18 protein-coding genes are annotated in these 22,185 nt (G+C 32.0%); 3 read left to right on the plus strand and 15 right to left on the minus strand.

Features of this window, described 5'->3' with window-relative positions; translation table 11 throughout:
- Positions 1 to 11: 11 nt before the first annotated feature.
- The 3 genes from ygeW to HYG85_RS23305 all read right to left on the minus strand — a co-directional run bounded on the left by ygeW (position 12) and on the right by HYG85_RS23305 (position 3,145).
- Positions 12 to 1,205 (minus strand): knotted carbamoyltransferase YgeW, encoded by a 1,194-nt coding sequence (gene ygeW, locus HYG85_RS23295; RefSeq protein WP_212691634.1) that lies wholly within the window; start codon positions 1,203 to 1,205, stop codon positions 12 to 14.
- A 28-nt stretch (positions 1,206 to 1,233) separates the two neighbouring features.
- Positions 1,234 to 2,436: a YgeY family selenium metabolism-linked hydrolase gene (locus tag HYG85_RS23300; RefSeq protein ID WP_212691635.1), complete on the minus strand. Its 1,203-nt coding sequence runs from the start codon at positions 2,434 to 2,436 to the stop codon at positions 1,234 to 1,236.
- A gap of 73 nt (positions 2,437 to 2,509) precedes the next feature.
- Entirely contained in the window at positions 2,510 to 3,145 is a 636-nt protein-coding gene (locus HYG85_RS23305; protein WP_212691636.1) for a helix-turn-helix transcriptional regulator, read from the minus strand.
- A 383-nt stretch (positions 3,146 to 3,528) separates the two neighbouring features.
- On the opposite strand from HYG85_RS23305, the gene ssnA reads away from it, so the two are divergent.
- From ssnA to xdh, 3 genes are read left to right on the plus strand one after another with little or no spacing between them, the layout of a single operon-like run.
- Positions 3,529 to 4,857, plus strand: a complete 1,329-nt coding sequence (gene ssnA / locus HYG85_RS23310; protein ID WP_212691637.1) for a putative aminohydrolase SsnA — start codon at positions 3,529 to 3,531, stop codon at positions 4,855 to 4,857.
- A gap of 11 nt (positions 4,858 to 4,868) precedes the next feature.
- Positions 4,869 to 7,874, plus strand: a complete 3,006-nt coding sequence (gene ygfK, locus HYG85_RS23315; protein WP_212691638.1) for a putative selenate reductase subunit YgfK — start codon at positions 4,869 to 4,871, stop codon at positions 7,872 to 7,874.
- 5 nt (positions 7,875 to 7,879) lie between these two features.
- Positions 7,880 to 10,441: a selenium-dependent xanthine dehydrogenase gene (gene xdh / locus HYG85_RS23320; protein WP_212691639.1), complete on the plus strand. Its 2,562-nt coding sequence runs from the start codon at positions 7,880 to 7,882 to the stop codon at positions 10,439 to 10,441.
- Between the two features lie 133 nt (positions 10,442 to 10,574).
- Here xdh and yqeB read toward each other — a convergent pair whose 3' ends face one another.
- From yqeB to HYG85_RS23380, 12 genes are all read right to left on the minus strand, one after another.
- On the minus strand, positions 10,575 to 11,366 hold the full coding sequence (gene yqeB / locus HYG85_RS23325) for a selenium-dependent molybdenum cofactor biosynthesis protein YqeB (RefSeq protein WP_212691640.1): 792 nt from the start codon (positions 11,364 to 11,366) through the stop codon (positions 10,575 to 10,577).
- A complete protein-coding gene (gene mocA / locus HYG85_RS23330) occupies positions 11,359 to 11,943 on the minus strand; it encodes a molybdenum cofactor cytidylyltransferase (RefSeq protein WP_212691641.1) in 585 nt (194 codons plus the stop codon). The genes yqeB and mocA overlap by 8 nt, the downstream gene beginning before the upstream one ends.
- A gap of 5 nt (positions 11,944 to 11,948) precedes the next feature.
- Positions 11,949 to 12,719: a selenium cofactor biosynthesis protein YqeC gene (gene yqeC, locus HYG85_RS23335; protein WP_212691642.1), complete on the minus strand. Its 771-nt coding sequence runs from the start codon at positions 12,717 to 12,719 to the stop codon at positions 11,949 to 11,951.
- 14 nt (positions 12,720 to 12,733) lie between these two features.
- On the minus strand, positions 12,734 to 13,210 hold the full coding sequence (locus tag HYG85_RS23340) for a nucleoside-triphosphatase (protein ID WP_212691643.1): 477 nt from the start codon (positions 13,208 to 13,210) through the stop codon (positions 12,734 to 12,736).
- Positions 13,211 to 13,248: 38 nt separating this feature from the next.
- Positions 13,249 to 14,079 carry an XdhC family protein gene (locus tag HYG85_RS23345; protein WP_212691644.1) on the minus strand — a complete coding sequence of 277 codons (831 nt, stop codon included), beginning with the start codon at positions 14,077 to 14,079 and terminating at the stop codon, positions 13,249 to 13,251.
- Positions 14,080 to 14,226: 147 nt separating this feature from the next.
- Positions 14,227 to 15,564 carry a peptidoglycan bridge formation glycyltransferase FemA/FemB family protein gene (locus HYG85_RS23350; protein WP_212691645.1) on the minus strand — a complete coding sequence of 446 codons (1,338 nt, stop codon included), beginning with the start codon at positions 15,562 to 15,564 and terminating at the stop codon, positions 14,227 to 14,229.
- 56 nt (positions 15,565 to 15,620) lie between these two features.
- A complete protein-coding gene (gene vanT, locus HYG85_RS23355) occupies positions 15,621 to 17,762 on the minus strand; it encodes a serine racemase VanT catalytic subunit (protein ID WP_212691646.1) in 2,142 nt (713 codons plus the stop codon).
- Positions 17,759 to 18,523, minus strand: a complete 765-nt coding sequence (locus HYG85_RS23360; protein ID WP_212691647.1) for a D-alanyl-D-alanine carboxypeptidase family protein — start codon at positions 18,521 to 18,523, stop codon at positions 17,759 to 17,761. The genes vanT and HYG85_RS23360 overlap by 4 nt, the downstream gene beginning before the upstream one ends.
- Entirely contained in the window at positions 18,523 to 19,569 is a 1,047-nt protein-coding gene (gene vanG, locus HYG85_RS23365; protein WP_212691648.1) for a D-alanine--D-serine ligase VanG, read from the minus strand. Before vanG ends, HYG85_RS23360 begins: the two co-directional genes overlap by 1 nt.
- A 208-nt stretch (positions 19,570 to 19,777) precedes the next feature.
- Positions 19,778 to 20,869 carry a vancomycin resistance histidine kinase VanS gene (vanS, locus tag HYG85_RS23370; protein ID WP_408647976.1) on the minus strand — a complete coding sequence of 364 codons (1,092 nt, stop codon included), beginning with the start codon at positions 20,867 to 20,869 and terminating at the stop codon, positions 19,778 to 19,780.
- Positions 20,862 to 21,563, minus strand: a complete 702-nt coding sequence (gene vanR / locus HYG85_RS23375) for a VanR-ABDEGLN family response regulator transcription factor (RefSeq protein ID WP_212691650.1) — start codon at positions 21,561 to 21,563, stop codon at positions 20,862 to 20,864. The genes vanS and vanR overlap by 8 nt, the downstream gene beginning before the upstream one ends.
- A gap of 162 nt (positions 21,564 to 21,725) precedes the next feature.
- Positions 21,726 to 22,169: an NUDIX hydrolase gene (locus HYG85_RS23380; protein ID WP_113674969.1), complete on the minus strand. Its 444-nt coding sequence runs from the start codon at positions 22,167 to 22,169 to the stop codon at positions 21,726 to 21,728.
- Between the last annotated feature and the right edge of the window lie 16 nt (positions 22,170 to 22,185).

The raw sequence follows: 22,185 nt of genomic DNA on the forward strand, positions 1-22,185 counted from the left end.
TATTATAGAAATTAATCAAATTTTCGTTTCTTAGGATTATTATATAGGTTAGTAAATAATTCAGCGGGATTTTTAACTTTACTAAGCAGTATCATTGCAGCAATAACATAAGGTTTATAACTTGCTTGTTTATATAGAGGAATACGATATCTATTAAATACTGAAGCAGCAACTTCACCAGTTTTACAACTTATACTTGTTATATCAGCTGGTAAACAGTGCATATAAAGAGCCTTCTTGTCCTTGGTCATATTCATTAATTCTTCTGTACATTGCCAATCTATGTGCTCCTTGTTTCTAGCTAATAGTTCTTTTTCAAGTCTTTCTATACCATTCATATCTCCCATACCATATAGATTGGTACGCTTTTCCATAGCAGCGAAAGGTGCCCAGCTTTTTGGATAAACGATATCAGCATCTTTGAATGCTTCTTCCATGGAATTGGTTTTTGTGAATGTTCCACCTGATTCTTGGGCATTTCGTTTAGCTACCTCTTCAACATCTGACATTATTTCATATCCTTCTGGATGAGCTAATACTACATCCATACCCATACGAGTCATTAATCCGACTATTCCTTGAGGAACCGAAAGTGGTTTCCCATAAGATGGTGAATAAGCCCAAGTCATTGCTATTTTTTTACCTTTTAGATTTTCTATTCCATTGAAATGATGAATTAGATGAAGCATATCAGCCATTGTTTGAGTTGGATGATCAATATCACATTGTAAATTGACTAGTGTAGGTCTTTGTTCTAATACTCCATCTTCATTACCTTGTCTCACATACTTAGAAAAATCACGTATGTACTTATTGCCTTTTCCTATATACATGTCATCACGAATACCAATTACATCAGCCATAAAAGAAATCATATTAGCTGTTTCCCTAACTGTTTCCCCATGTGCTATCTGTGATTTGCCTTCTTCAAGGTCTTGTACTTCCAATCCCAACAGATTACAAGCTGAAGAAAAACTAAACCTTGTTCTGGTAGAATTATCTCTAAATAATGATATACCAAGTCCACTATCAAATATTCGTGTTGAAATATTCTCTTCCCTTAGATAACGGAGAGTATCAGCTACAGTGAATACAGCTTCTAATTCATCCCTTGTCTTTTCCCATGTTAAAATGAAATCATTATTGTACATGTCACTAAAATTCAACTTTTTCAACTTATCAATATAATTATTAATATCTCTCATCTTATTCTCCCTTTCACGGTCTATTTAATTATTTAGATTCTTCAAGGTACATAGTTGGTAAAGCAGCATATACAGCAGCACATCTAACTAAATCAGCTTTCCAAGTTTTTTCATTAGGTGCATGAGCTTCCTCTTCTTTACCTGGTCCGAATCCTATACATGGAATATTGTATCTACCCATTATGGAAACTCCATTTGTAGAAAATGTCCATTTATCAACTTTTGGTTTACCAAACATTCCTTCATAAGCTTTTACCATTGCCTTTGTAGGAGAAGCATCTTCTGGTATTACCCATGTAGGAAAATAACAGTCTGTTGGATAAGTAAGATCAGTCCAGCTTGGTCTAGTATATTTATACATAATTACCACAGCTTCATACTCTTTTACTTTTGATAACTGTCTAATTTCATCTAGAGCTGATTCGTAGGTTTCTCCATCTGTCAAACGTCTATCTATAGATATGGCACACATATCTGCAACTGCACATCTTGATGGAGAATTAAAAAAGATTTCTGATACAGCAAGAGTTCCCTTTCCTAGAAATTCATCATAATGCAATCTTTCATTAAGTCCTTTTACTTCTTCTATAATCTCAGCCATTTTGTATATTGCATTATCTCCACGTTCTGGAGCTGAACCATGACAAGATACACCCTTAACTTCTACACGAATTTCCATTCGTCCTCTATGTCCTCTATAGATATTACCGTTAGTTGGTTCAGTAATTACAACAAATTCAGGTTTCATCTTGTCTTCATTGATTATGTACTGCCAGCACAATCCATCGCAGTCCTCTTCTTGCACTGTTCCAGTTACCAATACTTTGTATTTATCATCTATCAATCCTAGATCTTTCATGATCTTAGCACCATAAACACTAGATACTATCCCGCCTAATTGATCTGAAGAACCTCTGCCACCTATTTCTTCATCATTTTCATAACCTTCATAAGGGTCAAAATTCCAATTGCTCATTTCACCAAGTCCTACAGTATCTATATGTGCATCATAAGCAATCAAAGTTTCTCCACTACCCATAAATCCAAGAATATTACCCATTTTATCAATTCTAACTTCCTCGAATCCAACAGCTTTCATCTCTTTTTCAATACGTTTGATAACCTTCTCTTCCCGACAACTTTCGCCAGGTATTGCAATCAAATCCCTTAAAAATCTAGTCATCTGTTTTTCATACTCATTAGCTTTCTTTTTTACCTCATTAAAATCCATTAATAAAAACCTCCTCAAGTTTAAATTTATTTGATTAATTCTCAAAATATTTTACTGAGATTAATTATAGTGATTATCTTTTAACATCTATGTAATTATATATACTGTATTTTGATATCCCAAAATATTTTGATATCTTATCACCTGACTTTGTTATTAGAAAAGCACCAGCATCATTTAAGTATTGAATGGACTTTATCTTATCCTCTTTACTCATTAATGCCACAGGTTTCCCAATCAACTTAACTGATTGTTCAATTAAGTTATCTAATAAATCATTTACATTCTGCGGAATCTCTTCTACTTCTTTTTTCTCTTCCTTTGATTCGAGTAAACTTTTTATGGAGTTTTCTGCAATAGTAAGTTCTGTAATATCATAGTTAATACAAAAGATTCCTATAGGCTCATCATCTTCATCTCTGATATATATACTGCTTGATTTTAATATTCTTCCGTCATGACTTTTTGTTAAATAACCTATAGAATCTTCTAATTTGTCTTCTTCGTTAGTTATTGTGTCTAGTACTATATGGGATGCACCATCTCCAATTTTCCTGTTGGTAACGTGACCATTTTCAATCTCTATAATGGTCTTTTGTAAGGTATCGGATTTCAAATCATGTATGACTACTTCACAATTCTTTCCGAAGTGATGCACTATGCCTTTAGCCAGCCGTTTTAAAAAATCCAAATTAACATTATTATCCATTACAAAATCCTTTCAAAAGTTACTTTATTTTATTGGTTATCATGATTTATTATTTTTATAATTTTAGTATATCACCATAAATTTAATTATTCAATGATTTTTGCAAAAATATTTTTATTTTACAAAAATATTTTTAATTTCTTTGACTTTTGCTACTATTGGTGGTAGTCTGTTAATATAATATTACTCACATATACATTATATATTTTATAGATAGTTAGCTAATATATAAGTATTATGTCACATATTATATATTTAATATAATTAGTTATTTCATATGATTTAATTAATATAATTTAATAACTAACATGATAAGTATTATATTATTAAGTCATATTCTAAATAATCTTAATATAATTAATGGTATTATAAGGAGGGTTTATATGATTTTATTGGGTAATGGGAAATTGATAACCAGAGATGGTGATAATCCATTTATTGAAGATGGCTGTCTATGTGTGAAAGATAATCTTATCTACGATTTGGGAACCACTAAAGATATGAGAGAAAAATATCCAAATGAAGAATTTATTGATGCAAATCAAGGATTGATTATGCCAGGTCTTATTAATACACATCATCATATCTATAGTTCTTTTGCTAGAGGGTTATCCTTGAAAGGTTATCATCCTAAAAAGTTTTCAGATATTCTAGAAGGTATGTGGTGGAAAATTGATAAACATCTGACCCTGGAAGATGTTAAGTATAGTGCTTATGTAACTTATATAGATTGTATCAAGAATGGTGTAACAACTGTATTTGATCATCATGCAAGCTATGGTGCGACAACTGGAAGTTTATTTGAGATATCAGGTGTGGCACATGAATTAGGATTACGTACTTGTCTTTGCTATGAGGTATCAGATAGAAATGGCAAAAATGAAATGGTTCAAGCAGTTAAAGAGAATATTAATTTTATTAACTCTGCAAAACAAGATACCAGCAATATGCAAAAAGGTATGATGGGATTACATGCTTCATTTACTCTTTCCAATGAAACTCTATACTATATAGCAGAGAATATGCCAGCTGATACAGGATATCATATCCATCTAGCAGAAGGTATCGAAGATCTGTATGATTCTTTGAATAAACACAATAAACGTGTGGTCAACCGTTTATATGATATGAATATACTTGGTTCAAAAACTCTTGCCATTCATTGTATTCATATAAATCCATTGGAGATGGACATTCTGAAAGAAACTGAAACCATGGTTGTTCACAATCCTGAGTCCAATATGGGTAATGCTGTTGGTTGTACTCCTATATTAAAAATAATGGATAAAGATATTGTTCTTGGACTTGGGACAGATGGTTATACCAGTGATATGCTGGAATCCATGAAAGTAGCTAACATTTTACATAAACATCATAATAACAATCCTTCTGTAGCATGGGCAGAAGTTCCCAAGATGTTATTTGATAATAATTCAGAAATAGCTAATCGTTTTTATGAAAAACCACTGGGAATACTTAAAAAAGATTCATATGCTGATGTAATCGTATTAGACTATGACCCATTCACCCCACTTGATGAAAATAATGTCAATAGCCATATCCTATTTGGCATGAATGGTCGTAACGTAAAAACAACTATGATAAATGGTAAGTTACTGATGAAAGATAGAGAACTTCTAAATATAGATGAAGCTAGTATATTTGCAAAAGCAAGAGAACTGTCAACAGATTTATGGAAAAAATTTTATTAGGGGTGTGAAAAATGAGCGATAGAATGTATCCTATTCCATTTGAGAATATTATAGAATGGATAATAGATGAATATAGTAGATTGGGAACAATATTTGGAGTAAGAAAATTTGTACATATTGATAGTAAAGATAAAATTGATTTATTTGGTGAACATATGGAAGTTCCTTTTGGTCCAGCTGCAGGTCCACATACTCAACTTACACAAAATATTATTGCTTCATATGTAGCTGGATGCAGATTTTTTGAATTAAAAACTGTACAGACCTTAGATGGTGAAGATTTATGTGTAAATAAACCCTGTATTAATGCAAGAGATGAAGGTTATAACGTTGAGTGGTCAACAGAGCTAACAGTAGAACAAGCCTTAGAAGAATATGTTAAAGCGTGGTTTATTCTTAAGTTGTTATCAAAAGAATATGGCTTCGGTGATGAAAACGGCTTTATCTTCAATATGAGTGTAGGATATGATTTTGAAGGTATATCTTCTCCTAAAATTGATGCTTTCATTGAAGGTTTGAAAGACGCTTCTTCCTCTCCTATTTGGCTCCAATGTAAAGAATATACTTTAAAAAATATAAATAGATTCAAAAATATAGATAAGGAATTTGTTCAAAATATCTCCCCTAATATATGTACTTCCATTACTTTATCAACCCTTCACGGATGTCCTCCTGAAGAAATAGAACGTATAGCTTCATATCTATTGGAAGAAAAGCATTTGAATACTTTTGTAAAATGTAATCCTACTCTACTTGGTTATGATTATGCGCGTAAAACTCTAGATGAAATGGGTTATGATTATTTAGTATTTGATGATTTTCATTTTAAGGATGATTTACAATATGAAGATGCTGTACCAATGATTAAACGTCTATTACAAATGGCTACTAAGAACAACTTGACTTTTGGAGTTAAGCTAACTAATACTTTTCCAGTAAAAATAGCTCATGATGAACTCCCTGGTGAAGAAATGTATATGTCAGGACGTTCATTATATCCTCTTTCAATAGCTCTTGCCTACAAATTAGCGGAATCTTTCAACGGTAACCTTAAGATTTCTTACTCTGGTGGTGCTGATGCATATAACATAGATAAAATTGCTGAAGCAGGAATATGGCCAATAACTATTGCTACTACCCTACTAAAGAATGGTGGATATGAACGCTGTATACAATTAGCTGATAAATTAAGAAATCTAAACCCTGATAATTACGCTAGAATCAGTCCATCAGCTATAAAAGAATTAAAAGAAAATGCTGTAATTGATCCTTATTATAGAAAGCCAATAAAACCTTTACATAATAATAAAATCAATAAAAAAGTTCCTCTAGTTGATTGTTTTATATCTCCTTGTAAATTAGGCTGTCCCATTAACCAAGAAATACCTACTTATATTAATCTAATGGGTAAAGGCAAATACAAAGATGCACTAAAAGTAATCATTGATAGAAATCCTCTTCCCTTCATAACTGGTACTATATGCAGTCATCCATGTACAACTAAATGTACCCGTAATTTTTATGAAGAATACATTAAGATACGTGACGTGAAATTGGAAGCGGCAAAAGCAGCATATAATGATATTATGAATGAGTTAAGTTCACCTATTACAAAGTCTCATACAAAAGTAGCCGTAATAGGAGGAGGTCCAGCAGGATTGGCAGCAGGATATTTTCTTGGTAGATGTGGCATGAATGTAACTATATTCGAAAAAAGAAAATCCCTAGGTGGTATTGTAAAACACGTAATACCAGAATTCAGAATATCATCAGATTCCATCCAAAAAGATATTGAACTTATTAAGAAAATGGGTATTGAAGTAAAATTAGACCATGAACAAAATAATATTGAAGAATTGAAAGAAAAAGGATATAAATATATATTACTAGCTGTTGGTGCTTGGAATCCTGTAAATCTAAGATTAGAAAACGGGAATCCTATTGATGCACTAGATTTTCTAGAGAACATAAAAAATGGAAACAAAGAATATGAATTAGGTAAAGATGTCGTTGTAATTGGTGGAGGTAACACCGCTATGGATACAGCAAGAGCTGCAAAAAGAGTTGAAGGAGTTAATAATGTATATCTAATTTACAGAAGAACCAAAAAATATATGCCTGCCGATGAAGAAGAATTGCTGTTAGCTACTGAGGATGGTGTAATAATCAAAGAACTACTCTCCCCTGCTAAATTCAAAAAAGGTAAATTATGTTGTGAAGAAATGAAGCTAGGAGAAATTGATAATTCAGGCAGACGCAAACCAATAAAAACAGGAAATATAGTTAACATTCATGCAGATTCAATTATCTCTGCTATCGGTCAAAATACTGATACCTGCTTATTCCAATCTAATGGAATTAAGGTAGAAAATAATAATGTAATAGTAAATGAAGAAACATGCGAATCAAATATTGAAAATGTCTATGTTGTAGGTGATGCCCTTCGTGGTCCATCAACAGTTGTAGAATCTATTGCTGATTCAATAAAATCCTCTTTATCTATTATGGATAAGGAAAATATAAAAGATAAAGGGTTTGGTACTTACTTTAATAAACAAAACATGGAAGATGCCTATGTTAAAAAAGGTACTATTGAAAAATTTGATGATATAAAAAATGAAAGTAAGAGATGTCTTGAATGTAATATGGTGTGTGAAACATGCGTTGATGTATGTCCTAATAGGGCTAATATCTCAATCACTGTTCCTGGCAAGTCCATGTCACAGATTATACATATAGACAGCTTATGTAACGAATGTGGTAACTGCGAAGTATTCTGTCCATATGATAGTGCACCATATAAAGATAAATTCACCCTTTTCAATACAGAAAAAGATTTCTTAGAAAGTAAGAACCAAGGATTCTATATGTGTAATAACAATGGAAGTGAATGCAGAATTAGGCTTAATGATGAGATACTGAAGATTGACCTTAACAACGATCATAATACACTACCTGCAGATATTAAAAACATAATAACCACTGTAAATGAAAAATATAGTTTTCTAATGAGGTGATTTCGATGTCAGATTTTATTGTTAATGGACAACGTGTTTTTGTACCAAAGAAACAGAAATTGATCAATTATCTAAGAGATACATTAAATCTTACTTCCGTTAAAAATGGATGTATGGAAGGTTCATGTGGAGCATGTATGGTACTGGTTGACGGTAAAGCAACTAAGTCATGTGTTTTATGGACTGATAAGTTGAATGGAAAAGATATATTAACTGTAGAAGGTTTTTCAGAAAGAGAAAAGAATGTATACAGCTATGCCTTCAAAGAAGCTGGTGCTGTCCAATGTGGTTTTTGTACTCCTGGTATGGTTATTAGTGCAAAAGGATTGATAGATAAAGTACCTGACCCTAATGAAGAACAAATAAGAGAGGCAATAAAAAACAATATATGCAGATGTACAGGTTATGTAAAGATAGTAAAAGCAATAGAATTAGCTGCAAAATTATTAAGAGAAAATACTAATATACCAGAATGTTCTTTCACTGGTCTTGTTGGAGAAAATATGCATAGAGTTGATGCCATCTCAAAAGTACTTGGTGAAGCAGAATATGTAGATGACATGCGTATTGACGGTATGATATATGGAAGCTGTCTAAGAAGCAAATATCCCCGTGCAATTGTTAAAAAAATCAATACTGATGAAGCTGAAAATCTGGAAGGTGTCATATCAGTGATTACTGCAAAAGATTTACCAGGCTCACCTAAGATTGGTCATCTAAAGAAAGATTGGGATATACTTATACCAGAAGGAAGCCAGACAAGATGCTTAGGGGATGCAATAGTGCTGATTGCTGCAGAAACAAAAGAAATTCTAGAACAAGCAAAATCACTGGTTGATATAGAATATGAAGAACTAAAACCTGTTACATGTCCAGCAGAAGCTTTAGCTGACGACGCTCCTCTAATTCATGAAAACGGTAATATCTTATCCGTAGAACACCTAGTTAGAGGAAATGCAGATGAAAGAATCAAGAATTCAAAATATGTTGTAACTAACCATTATAGTACTCCTTTTACAGAACATGCCTTTTTAGAGCCAGAAAGTGCAGTTGCTGTTCCTGAAAAAGATGGTAAGATAACAATTTATTGTGCTGATCAGGGTATCTACCAGACACACAGAGAATGTACAGAAGCCGTAGGCTTAGATAAAGATAAAGTAAGAGTCATCAGTAAAATAGTAGGCGGTGCATTTGGTGGAAAAGAAGATATGACAGTTCAACATCTTGCGGCTATACTAGCATATAAAACTCATAGACCTGTAAAAGTTTCATTTACACGAAAAGAAAGTATACTAGTACACCCTAAACGTCATGCAATGGAAATGGATTTTACGACAGCTTGTGATGAGAATGGTTATTTCACCGCTATGAAAGCTACCATCATATCTGACACAGGTGCTTATGCATCACTAGGAGGACCTGTGCTCCAAAGGGCATGTACTCATGCCGCTGGACCATATAATTATCAAGATGTTGATATATTAGGAAAAGCAGTATATACTAATAACCCACCTGGCGGTGCTTTTAGGGGTTTTGGAGTTACTCAAAGCTGTTTTGCTACAGAAAATAACATTAACCAACTAGCAAAGTTAGTTGGAATATCACCTTGGGAAATACGGTATAGAAATGCAATAAGACCAGGTCAGATACTTCCTAATGGTCAGGTTGCTGATGAATATACAGCTTGTGCTGAAACATTAGAAGCTGTTAAAGAAGATTTTGATAAGGAAAAACATGTAGGTATTGCTTGTGCTATGAAAAATGCAGGACTTGGGGTTGGTGTCCCTGATACAGGCAGATGCAGATTGATAATTAAAGACAATAAGATATATACTCATACAAGCGCAGCCTGTGTTGGTCAAGGGCTGGCAACAGTTATCACTCAAATGATTTGCCAAGTCATCAATATATCACCTGATAATATTGTACATAGTACTCCTGACACCTATTTGACTCCTGATTCTGGCAATTCTACTGCCTCTCGACAAACAGTTTTTACTGGAGAAGCTGCAAGGATAGCCGCAACCAAATTACAGAATGATCTAGAAGATAAATCATTATCAGAATTAGAGGGTAAAGAATACTATGGGGAATACACCTGTGTAACTGATCCATTAGGTTCTGATAAAGAGCATCCTTACAGTCATGTTACATATGGTTATGCTACACATGTCGTAGTATTAAATGATGATGGAACTATAAAAAGAATTGTAGCCTGCCACGATGTTGGAACTCCAATTAATCCAAAATCCATTGAAGGACAGATTGAAGGCGGAACCGTGATGAGTCTGGGATATGCACTAACAGAAGATTATCCTTTAGATAATTGCAGACCTACTGCTAAATTCGGTACATTGGGACTGTTCAAGGCTAATAAGGTTCCAGAAATCAAACCCATAATTATTGGCAAAAAGCATGAGGGGTTGGCACATGGTGCAAAAGGAATCGGAGAAATTTGTTCTATAGTTACAGCACCAGCAGTATCCAATGCATATTACAACTACGATAATGAATTTAGAACTAGTTTACCTCTTGTCAATACTCCTTATAGTAAGAAAAAGAAATAATATAAAATCTCCATCCTTTATCTCATTTAATTAAGGATGGAGATTATTTAATATATTTACTAATTATTATACACAGAATTATATATACTGATTTATGATTGTAACCAAGTGTATAAGATTTATATGTACTTATTTATTTATGCATAGTCAATATAGCTTCCAAAACTCCGCCAGCTACAGCTCTTGCCTTATCTGATATAGTAAAACAATGATCAACTTTACCTCTAGGGTCCACATCTCCTATCTTAAAATTCTTAGTAACGTGCAAACCACTTTTTATCAATCCTCGTATTACTCCATCTAAAGGAGCTAATATAGGTAATTCATCAACATATCCTATACAATCACCTTTATTGACTATATCACCTATACTTGCTTTGGTACTTACAATACCTTCATTGGAAGAACGTATAACCCTCTCATGGGTGTATCCTTCTATATTTCCTGGAATACCAGTATTCTTTTGTGGCTTCCCAGTGTAGATTACTTTACCTAGATCATGTCCTCTATTTGTCTCAATGACAGCATGTACATCTTTGCCTGCTGTAAATCCTGGACCTAAGCCTATGACAATAGGTGCCATCTCCATATTGGTACCCAAATTCTTCTTAGCTAATATTGCATCTATCACAATATCTGGTTTTAAAGTATCAATACTCTTACCTGTTTCATCAACTAGAATTGGAATGATACTCTTATTCAAATAATCATCAACATGGTTAATATCATCTGTTCTAATAGCCTTAATACCTTCTATAGTTATTTCCTTATCAAATAATGCATTTGCAAATGAAACTGTTCTTCTTATAACAGTTGGTTTATCTATCTCTAGTACTACAACTCTGAACCCACATTTTGTAAGCCTATGTATAGTTCCACTTGCAATATCTCCTCCTCCTCTTACTACAACTAACCCTCTATTCATTATCAGTCAACTCCTTAATAATTAAATAATCTTCTTTGGTGTCAATGTCCAACCCCCATTTGCTTTCAGATATATCTAAATAATAGACTTCCTCTTTATTGTCTTTGATTATATTCCTTCCCCCAATATCTCCAGTAATTCTAAGAAAATCATCTTTCCAATTTGAACCGAAGATTACTGGATTACCTCTTTCACCATCATATCTTGGAACGATAATACTTTCTTTTCTATTATTGAATGTTGTTATCAACTCTTCAATGACTTGGGAATCAACAAAAGGCTGGTCTCCATTGATAAACATATATGCATCTGTTTCAGAAGCTTCCATGATAGCACATTTTAGTGAACTGCTCATACCTGTTATTGATGATTGGTTATAAACATGTTTTACATTATAATTTTCAGCAATTTTCTTTATTTCTTCATTTTGATAAACAAGTATAATTTCTTTAAAATCACTCTTAATTATTGTTTCTATTACATGAGTAATCATAGGTTTACCATCTAATTTCATCAATAATTTTTCTTTGCCAAATCTTCTAGAAAAACCTGCTGCCAAGATAATAGCTGTTACCAAAATTATCACTCCACAATCTTGATTATTGGATTTTCCATATTTACATTTCCAATAATTACCCTTGAGATGTTCACACCATCTTTAATAATTTTTTCTCCCAATTTTTGGGCATAAAATAATTGTTCATCATCACGTACTTTATTTAGTAGAACCACCTTTTTAGAATGGTTCTTGCATCCTTTGAATAAACCTTCTCTGGAAATAATTAATCTGGATATGGTTTCATAATCAATGATGTCACCAATCTCTTTACCTACTACCCTTGAAAAAATATTTGCTCTATGTACCCAGTTCTCATCTATTCTCTTTCCTATAATGTCTAAACCAATGCAGCCGACTACCAAAGTTGAACAGTTTGCTATTACTGGCTCATACCATGTTGGTGCTTTTATGGACTTTCTTTTTGCTCCATCAGCTTCTATTACAAGGAAATCATAATCACCTTGATTAAATAGAGGTTTCACCCACTCTTTTTCTATACCTTTTAATTTATTATTATCATGAAAGATGTTTTTACCTATCATAGTAATGGTGCCTCTTGATAATCTCTTAGACTCTAATATTAGCTGTTCTAGGTTATTTGAGATAATCAAGTTATCGTATTCATTTGACATGGGATAATAAATTGCAGTTGTTGTGGTCAATAATACTTTCCTGTCAAGTTCCTTTAATTCATTTCCTAGTCTATACATAGTTGTAGTTTTTCCACCAGCTCCAACTATAGAAATTATATTATTACCTTGTACGTCTAATTCTAATGCATTTAAAAGATTCACTTTTTTATCCTCTCTTATACATATATTACATTAATTTTGCCTGTTAGATTATATTTATTTATTAGGTCATCCAAAAAATCTTCTCTAACTGTAATATAAAGCTCACATTCACTATTCAATAACTCTACTAGTATTTTATGAAAGCATTTATTCTGTAATTCAAGACGCCCAATCTCATCTAAATAGATTGGTGTTACTCTAGATTTTATTAGTTCTCTTATAGTATTTTCTATATGCTCCAAGACAGGTGTTGAGAAACTGTAATGTCCCATCTTGTATGACTCACACCAATCTTTGGTTAAATAATCTTCTCTTAGAATAAAAAGTTGTTTTTTTCTATTAGATAATTGCATTATTTCATAACTATGTACTTTATCTCTTTCCATATTTTTAATGGAAACAAATCCATCACCTTTTTGAATCCGTTCATATGACTTAATCATTTTACTTGTTTTACCAGAATTAATAGGTCCTGTAATTACATTAATCATGAGCATTTCCTTCCGTAGGCAGCACCTTTTTCATAACATCAGATCTGATTATCCAATAATTCATTATTCCTGAGATGCTTATGTCCTTTTTTATCATAACTAATTGCCAGTATCTCTGCTGCTATAGATACTGCTATTTCCTCTGGAGAACAACCTCCTATATCTAGACCAATGGGTGAATACATGTTTGACAAATCAACTTTACCATGTTTTTCATTTATCTTTTTAAGGAAAGCTTTTAACTTGACTTGTGAACAAAGCATCCCAATATATTTTGGTTTCAAATCCAATTCAAGTACTTTGTTGAGAACATTGAAATCATTATTATGTGATGGAGTACATACCACAATGAAACTATTTTCACTTAACTTTTCTTTTTCTATAAAATCCACATACGAAACCTCCACTTTTCTATGGGCATTTTGAATAGTTTCATATATTTCCTTACGATCATCTATAACAGTAATATAAAAATTCATCTTGTATAGCAAGTTGGTCAGAGCTTGTCCTACATGTCCTGCTCCAAAAATGTAGACTTTGTTAGCACCGATATATTCATAAAAAAGGGTTACTCTTCCACCACAAGCCATTGGTAATACAGTCGTTCCTTCTTCTTGGATCTTACCTTCATTAAGTATATATTTTTCTAGTTTACTTTCTCTTTTACCAATTAAATCCTTACACCTTTGTTTTGCCAAATATTCTAATGCACCACCTCCAACAGTTCCCATGGCCGTACCGCTTTCTCCCACCAACATTTTCTTTCCTACTGTTACCGGAGTACTCCCTGTCATCTCAACCACAGTAACCATGACACAAGCTTCACCGTTTTCTTTCATATGTATCAACTCTTCATAAATACTTTTCACTTTTTCACTTCTTTCCATAAATAATATAGTTAATCAAATTATTTGGTCAAATTATATGTATGTAATTATATTATAACTTGTTTTAAAATATTTTGTCAAATTTTAAAAGCTTACTCCCAACTGGAAATAAGCTTCTTATAACTTATATTACTTACTCTTATTCTTAAGCCTAGACCTTATTCTCTTAAATCTAGGTAATACAAAACGAAATAGCTTATACACAAAATTATTTATTACTAAATCAAACTCCCCAATAAATTCTACAAAATCCCCGTTAAAACCCTTTTTAAATTTATAAAGTCCGTAAAGAGGATTATTGGAATCTAAATCTCCCGAAACACCTCTAAAGTCATACATGTAACAATCCAAATCCATAGTATCTTCTATCATCTTCCACTGCATCAGGTAATTAGGCATCGTATCACGAAGCTCATTGTCAGAGGCACCATATGAATACCATCCTTTCCCTCCATAATATAGATATATGGCACCTGCTATATAAACGTCAGTTTTCTCTTCATATTCTGCTATACTTTGTAGTCTTTGGTTAAAACCTTCTATTTGCCTTTGGCTATCTGCTATTCTTTTCTCCAAATCCAGCAGTTTTTTATTATTCTTTTTTATCTCATCTTTATCACTTGTGATCTCTAAGGTATCTACAATATTATTTTTCCTATTTTCCAATTTACTCATATTCTTTAACTGGGTATTAAGATTACTCTTTATTCTATTGGAATCTAAATCATAATTGTATTTCACCATATACAATCTGCAATAAGGATAGATTTTTTCAATCATTTTTTTAAAATAATCCCTATTCCTTGTTATGAATTTATCTCTTTGACCTGTAATCAACATTTTTTTATGGAAGATATCAATTATGTCATCAGTAATGTTTTCTTTATCATATACCTCTACAGTAAGACCACGTTTTTCAGCAATTTTGATATTATATTTTGTCTTTTTGGAAAAAGCATCAAAAATATCTTTTTTTCTTTCACTTAACTCCTTTTTCATATCAAAATAAAGTCTAAACACATAATTAGGTTGTATATTCTCAAAGTTCTTCGTGTTTTTATTTTTATATCCTATATCAATTAACATATCTTTCACTTCATTACCAAAATCATTCAAGTCCTCATTTTCATGTATATGGATATCTGGGTCTATAGATATAAAAGCAATATTATTCTTCTTACCGTATCTTCTCATGAAATCAGTAAACTCAGTAACTAGTTTTTTATTACTGTAATCACACTGAAAACCTCTAGGGATATAACCCATACTCTTATTAAGATAAGGGATTTTTCTTATGAGGATTACGCATGTCAGTACAAGATTTCCATTGTCATCATACCCTCCAAAGAATTTTGCATCCCATTCTTCTTTTACATCAGCCCAATAGGATGTTTGAAAAATATGTCCTTTAGAATCCATATTAAAATTATTCAGTTGTTCCTTTTCTATTTCCATAAAATTATACATATTAAAATCTCCTTACTTGATTTTTACATACTCATCATCTTTGCTATTAATAAAAATCAAATATATATTTTTTTTAATCTATAACTTAACCTGCTTAATATTTCATTAGCAATGCTTTTAGAATCATCAGCTACTTCTGTAGCATATATCTTTTCTCTTCCGTCAATTCCAATCAGGGTTACAATGTCACCTTGTTTGACTTCTGGAACATTAGTTATATCTATAATCAACTGATCCATACAGATTTTACCAATAATAGGTACACGATGACCATGTATTAATGCACTACCACATTCACAAGAAAGATTCCTTGGAAAACCATCTGCATAACCTATTGGAATTACTGCAATTCTACAGTCATCATCAGCAGTAAAAGTTCTGCCATAACTAACGCTTTCACCTGCAGCGATCTCCCTAATTAATGCAACTCTTGCTTTCAGAGATAGAACGGGACGCAGGTCAGGTTGAATCTTGGTTTTATCTCCAATTGAATCTACTGCACCATATATAGCGATTCCCAATCTAACATAATCACAGTGTACCTCAGGATAATTAAGAAGTCCGTAACTGCTTTGAATATGGACTTTCGGTAATATGATATTATTATTCTCCAGATTATCCAGTAATGAGTAAAAAGATTTTATTTGTCTCTCAGTAAATATAATGTCTTCTTTATCCCTGCTATCAGCAACACACAAATGAGTATAGATACCACAAACTTCCAGATTATCAAATTGAAATATTTTAATTATCTTCTCTACTTTATTTGCATTTTCTCCCATTCTGTGCATTCCAGTATCTATTTTAATATGCACTTTTATAGAATGCCCATAATCATTTAACCTTTTAGCATAATCATAATCTATTATTGTTTGTGTTAGATTATATTGTATAAGATGACCTATTCTTGATGGATCAGTGTAACCTAAAATTAAAATATCATCTTTGATACCTTTTTTTCGAAGAAGTATACCTTCATCAATGGTTGCCACTGCAAATGACTTTATCCCCTGTTCATTTAAAAAGCTTGCCACTTTTACTGCACCATGACCATAAGCATCCGCTTTGATAACAGCCATTATTTGACATTCCTCCGAAATGATTGTTTGTAAAGTATCAACATTATGCTTCAAATTATCCAAGTCCACTTCAATCCATGCTCTATCTTTATACTTGATTGATTTAAATTGTTTATAACCTTCTACAGTCTTTTTTTTTAATATTCTAGCTATTACTATAGCTGCTACACTAGAACATATCAACACTACAAAATAGTGAATAAGATTATTATCAATCAATATCCCTTGTAGATTTGTTAGCTTACCTACTAGACGAACAAATATTATCATCATTGGATGAATTATATAAATAATCATTGCACTCTTCCTAAGAATGGTTAATGAATGCCCTTTCCATTGAATAAGAAGTTGATATAAGAAAAACATACAAGGCAATAATGTAATATACATACTATCGTGTCTCTGTAATTCTAAGCTATGAAGAATTAGCCCTTCCACTGTCATTAAGATAATTGAGCTTAATAATCCTATAAGACATAGATTAACTGAATATTGTTTTCGTTGTCTAGCAATAATACCACCAAGAACAAAGAATATGGGAGCAAAAAACAGACCATTACGGGTATAACTGGAAAATGAAAACAACTTATCATAGAAAGATTTTAATATCTCAGATGATTGGATGACTCCAAAGTAACTGTCGCCCATAAGTCCTATTACATATAATAACAAAGCAATTATAAAAGCTTTATGATATCCTAATTTTTTTACTAAATAATATGCAATGACTGCCCCTAACATTGATGCAGGTATATACCATAGATGATATATTGTACCGTCAAAAAATATGTCTTTCAATATATTAGGGAGCAGAGATTTTTGCTGGAAGTAGCCATTATATATGTTGATAGGAATATATATAATAATGGAAACCAAGTATAACAAACCAGTCTTTCTTAGAAAACTATACAACTTTTCTTTATTCATTCTACTATCAGAAAACAAAAAGAAACCTGATGTCATAAAGAAAAACGGAACTGCTACTCGAGCTATTACACGGGTTAATACAAAATTTCCAGTTTCATTAATCATCAATAATGGGGATGTATGAACAGCTACTACTAAAGCAGCTGCAATAATCCTAAAATAATCTATTCCTGCATATTCTCTTCTATTCATAAATTATTCCCCCACAAAGTAATTATAAAACCATCCACATTATTACCTGATATGAGATGGCATACTTTATCTGGTAAGTCTATGGTTTTCAATTGAGAAGACATATTTTCATAAAATATCTCTATAGTTTTATTACCTGATTTTATTTTAAAACGGTTTTCATATTGGAATTGTTTAATAAAATCTATGTACTCCTCCAGAGATAATCCGTATTCATTCATTATCTTAGAATGTGGATAACCTACAAAACGAAAATGCCATGGTTCATGAGCAATCCCAGTAATAGCTTCTTTACCCTTTTCATAACGTTCCACAAATCCATAATCAAGTCCCTTTTGACGAAAGACATTGCATATACCGTCATATGGGAAGTTAGGGCAAATAAAATCAATATTATCTTGTTTTAGCGCTAAATCTATTGCTAATCCAGTTTGATGTTCGCTATGGTTGGGAACAGCAACAAATTTCTCTGTAAAATCCTTGCCATTATTCTCTAATGAATCTACATATATATTTTTCTGCTCCTCATATGAACGGTAACCACTTACAGGAACTATGTCTTCGTCACATTTCAGATCATTCACAAGATGCTCCAACATGTTTGCTGTCTTCATCTCAAGAAGTGTATCCTTATATTGATGATTTAATGGTACTAGAGATAATTTATTTTCTTCTCTGCTATTTTTTAAGGGATAGAGTTTGTTGACAAGAATTAAATTACCAGTGTATATATCTTTTTTATTCAAAGTAATAGTTTCCATTATTCCACCCCTAATTCAATCAGTTTGTCTAAGATGCTGCTAAATGACAACCCGATGCCTTTCATCATATTTGGATAGCGGCTGTGAGAAGTGAATCCTGGTATTGTATTAACTTCGTTGAAGATTATCTTGTCATCATCTATAAACATATCTACTCTTGCAAATCCTTTACAACCTAATGTTCTATAAATCAGCTTTGCTGTTTCCTTTACACGAACTGTCGTTTCTTTATCTATCCGTGCTGGCAAATGGATTTTTGAACTTTCTAAAGAGTACTTTTCAATATTATCAAAAAATCCATGACTTAATTCAATTTCATCTATTTCTCCTACCATTAGTTCATCATTTCCTAATATTGCACACCCTACTTCAAAGCCATTAATGTTTTCTTCTATTATTACTTGATCATCGTGTTCAAATGCAAGATTAACTGCTTCTAACAGATTCGCCCTATCATTTACTTTTGTAATACCGAAAGATGAACCTGCTTTGAGAGGTTTCACAAATAAAGGATAGTTGAGATGTTCTGTTTTTTTCTTCAAAGACTTATCATTCTCCATACTTGAGATGACAATTCCTTCGGGTATAGATATACCTGCTTCTTTAGCAAGTTTATGAGCAATATCCTTATTCATGCACAAAGCAGAACTAAGTGTATCACACCCTATAAGTGGTATTCCTGCTAACTCAATCAATCCTTGAACAGTACCATCTTCACCGTTTTTTCCATGTAATACAGGAAATGCAGCATCAATTTTTGTAAATTTATTAGTACTTCCTATTAATTCAATAATCCCGCCCAGATTACGATTAGGTGAAATGACAACAGGCACACATTCATCTTCATTTAGATACCATGTATCATTCAGTATGTTGTTTGTTGTGCCATAATATCTGAACCAGTTCCCTTCTCTTGTAATTCCTATAAGTACTTTTTCATATATTTCATCATTGATATTTCTAATGATTGAATTGGCAGATTGTAAAGATACGTTATATTCTGTTGAATATCCTCCAAATAAAATTGCTATTTTTTTCTTCATCATTTTTTTGTCTCCTTCTTAGCTATTTGAATAATAATAAAATACACATGTTCTGGCACATGCATTCCTAAAATACTTCTTTGCCCAATAGCAGTACTAAAGACAAAGAGCATTCTAATTTAGTAATAATTATACTAAAACATAGAATGCTCTTCTTAAATATTATATAAAGATATTCTTATTATTTTATAAAGAAATTCTTACGATTTTCCTACAAAGAATTTGGAATCATAACTTCAAACCTAGTTATTTCATTTTCACTGAATGCACTTATAGTTCCTTTATGAAGCTCTATTATTTCTTTTGCTATAGCAAGTCCTAAACCAGCACCACCTGTTTTGGTAGTACGAGATGTATCTAACCTGTAGAATTGTTCAAAAATCCTGTTTAATTTTTCTTTTGGAATTGTATTCCCCTGATTATGGAAGCTAAGTTGTACGCTATCTTCTAATTGTGTAACTGATATTTCTATTGTACTATTTTCAAAGCTGTAATTTATGGCATTACGAATTAGGTTATCAAATACACGCTGCATCTTATTGACATCAAACCTGATATTAATATCTGACGTTATCTTTAAAGAGCATTTCAAATGTTTTTCTTCAAACATTGGTTTAAATTCATAAGTAATCTGCTCCATCATACGATTAAGATTAACTCTACTAATATCCAAAGTAAGGTTTGTAAGATTAAAACGGGTGATCTCAAAAAATTCGTTGATAAGATCTTCTAAACGTTCTGCTTTATCCAAAGAAATAGAAAGATATTTCATACGAAGCTCTTCTGATATCTGCTGTTCATCTCTTAGAAGAGTTAGATACCCGATAACTGATGTAAGTGGTGTTTTCAAATCATGAGCCAAATAGATGACAAGGTCATTTTTTCTTTGCTCTGCTTCTCTTGCAGCACGTTCATTTTTTCTTAAGTTAAATCTTATTTCATTCATTTGTTTTTCAACTTCATTCAGTTCAGCTGGAAGTTCTATCAATTCATCTTTTGAAGTGTAAATAGTTTCTGTAGCTTGAATAATCTTCTCTAGATAGCCAATTACTTTGACCCAATAAATTATAAACAAAATAATAAAGCCTATACTCCAGATGAAAATTAGGAAAACAACACTATCTGTAAGCTTAAGTAATCTATAAAGTACAGAATCACTTTGCCAAATAATCACGGAACATATTTCTCTACCAACAAAATATACCGCCAATAAAGCAATTGTATATATACCTACTGCAGTAATAAAATTTATTAAGAACCTAATAGAAAATCTGCGTTTGAAATTTTTCAATCTATTATTCAATTTGATAGCCAACCCCCCATACAGTTTTTATGAATTTTGGTTTTCTTGAAGGTTCATTCATCTTTTCTCTAAGACGTCCTATATGAGCCATAACAGTATTGTTGTTATCCAGATATTTCTGACCCCATACTGCTTCAAACAATTCCTCAGAAGAAACAACTTTACCTTTATTTTCGCATAGATGCCAAAGAATAGAGAATTCTATAGGAGTCAGAGATAAAGACTTCCCTAGATATGTACATTTATGAGTGTCTTTATTAATTACCATACCTCTTATATCATATCTATTAGTACATTCATCAATATCGTCTGAATCAGTATGATTATACAACATATACCTTCTTAACTGGGTTTTGACTCTTGCCACAACCTCCAAAGGGTTAAAAGGTTTGGTTATATAATCATCCGCCCCTATTGTCAATCCCATAATCTTATCAATATCTTCTACTTTGGCAGTTAATAGGATGATAGGATAAAAATATTTTTCTCTGATCTTTTTACAAATTGTAAAACCATCTGTATCAGGAAGCATTACATCCAATATAGCCAAATCCAATTTTTCTGTTTCTATGCAATTGAGTGCATCATTTCCATTATAGAATTTGTAAATTGTATATCCCTCATTTTTTAGATACAATTCTATCAAATCAGCAATTTCTTTTTCATCATCCACCAATAAAATCTTTTCTTTCATTACTTATATCTCCTATCCTCAGAAAAATGTTACTAGACCCTTATTATCTACTTTAAAATATATTATAACATATATAAAATCAATTAATAAAAAAAGTGGTTATACTCCAATAATAAAGCCTACTTTAATAAATAAAGTAGACTAATTATGATCTGGCTTTCCCTAGATGTACTTTTTATTTCCCCACATGTTGCATTTTTTCAAATCCAAGTAATCATTATAGGCTTGTTCTAATATTTGTTTCTCGTTGCTGAATTTTAGTAAATGGTAAGCTTCATGATATTTGTAATACCCAGAATCCGTAAAGAATTCTTCTCTTTGTGGTCTGCTATAATAGCTATAGGCCTTCATTAGATACCAGTGTACATCCTTAACAACCGTATCATTGGCAATCATAAAGGAATATTGACTTTTCCCAACATATTTTATAATATTTGCTTTAACGGAAGCTTCTTCACGTACTTCTCTTATAGCTGTATCATTATATTCTTCTTGGTCTTCAACAGTACCTTTGGGTAATACCCAGCCTTCGTATTTATGTTGATAAAGTAATAATATCTTACCTTTATGAATTACCACCCCGCCACAACTAACTGCTTCAATCATATAAATGCCTCCTAGC

This window comes from Vallitalea guaymasensis (assembly GCF_018141425.1).
Taxonomy (GTDB): Bacteria; Bacillota; Clostridia; order Lachnospirales; family Vallitaleaceae; genus Vallitalea; species Vallitalea guaymasensis.

What these genes read in the sequence shown, in the direction of transcription:
- vanT (WP_212691646.1), bottom strand. Translation starts at nt 17,762, where the DNA reads ATGAATAGAAGAGAATATGCAGGAATAGATTATTTTAGGATTATTGCA.
- vanG (WP_212691648.1), bottom strand. Translation starts at nt 19,569, where the DNA reads ATGATGAAGAAAAAAATAGCAATTTTATTTGGAGGATATTCAACAGAA.
- HYG85_RS23340 (WP_212691643.1), bottom strand. Translation starts at nt 13,210, where the DNA reads ATGATTAATGTAATTACAGGACCTATTAATTCTGGTAAAACAAGTAAA.
- HYG85_RS23350 (WP_212691645.1), bottom strand. Translation starts at nt 15,564, where the DNA reads ATGTATAATTTTATGGAAATAGAAAAGGAACAACTGAATAATTTTAAT.
- HYG85_RS23305 (WP_212691636.1), bottom strand. Translation starts at nt 3,145, where the DNA reads ATGGATAATAATGTTAATTTGGATTTTTTAAAACGGCTGGCTAAAGGC.
- HYG85_RS23360 (WP_212691647.1), bottom strand. Translation starts at nt 18,523, where the DNA reads ATGGAAACTATTACTTTGAATAAAAAAGATATATACACTGGTAATTTA.
- ygfK (WP_212691638.1), top strand. Translation starts at nt 4,869, where the DNA reads ATGAGCGATAGAATGTATCCTATTCCATTTGAGAATATTATAGAATGG.
- vanR (WP_212691650.1), bottom strand. Translation starts at nt 21,563, where the DNA reads ATGAAAGAAAAGATTTTATTGGTGGATGATGAAAAAGAAATTGCTGAT.
- HYG85_RS23300 (WP_212691635.1), bottom strand. Translation starts at nt 2,436, where the DNA reads ATGGATTTTAATGAGGTAAAAAAGAAAGCTAATGAGTATGAAAAACAG.
- xdh (WP_212691639.1), top strand. Translation starts at nt 7,880, where the DNA reads ATGTCAGATTTTATTGTTAATGGACAACGTGTTTTTGTACCAAAGAAA.
- HYG85_RS23380 (WP_113674969.1), bottom strand. Translation starts at nt 22,169, where the DNA reads ATGATTGAAGCAGTTAGTTGTGGCGGGGTGGTAATTCATAAAGGTAAG.
- ygeW (WP_212691634.1), bottom strand. Translation starts at nt 1,205, where the DNA reads ATGAGAGATATTAATAATTATATTGATAAGTTGAAAAAGTTGAATTTT.
- yqeB (WP_212691640.1), bottom strand. Translation starts at nt 11,366, where the DNA reads ATGAATAGAGGGTTAGTTGTAGTAAGAGGAGGAGGAGATATTGCAAGT.
- ssnA (WP_212691637.1), top strand. Translation starts at nt 3,529, where the DNA reads ATGATTTTATTGGGTAATGGGAAATTGATAACCAGAGATGGTGATAAT.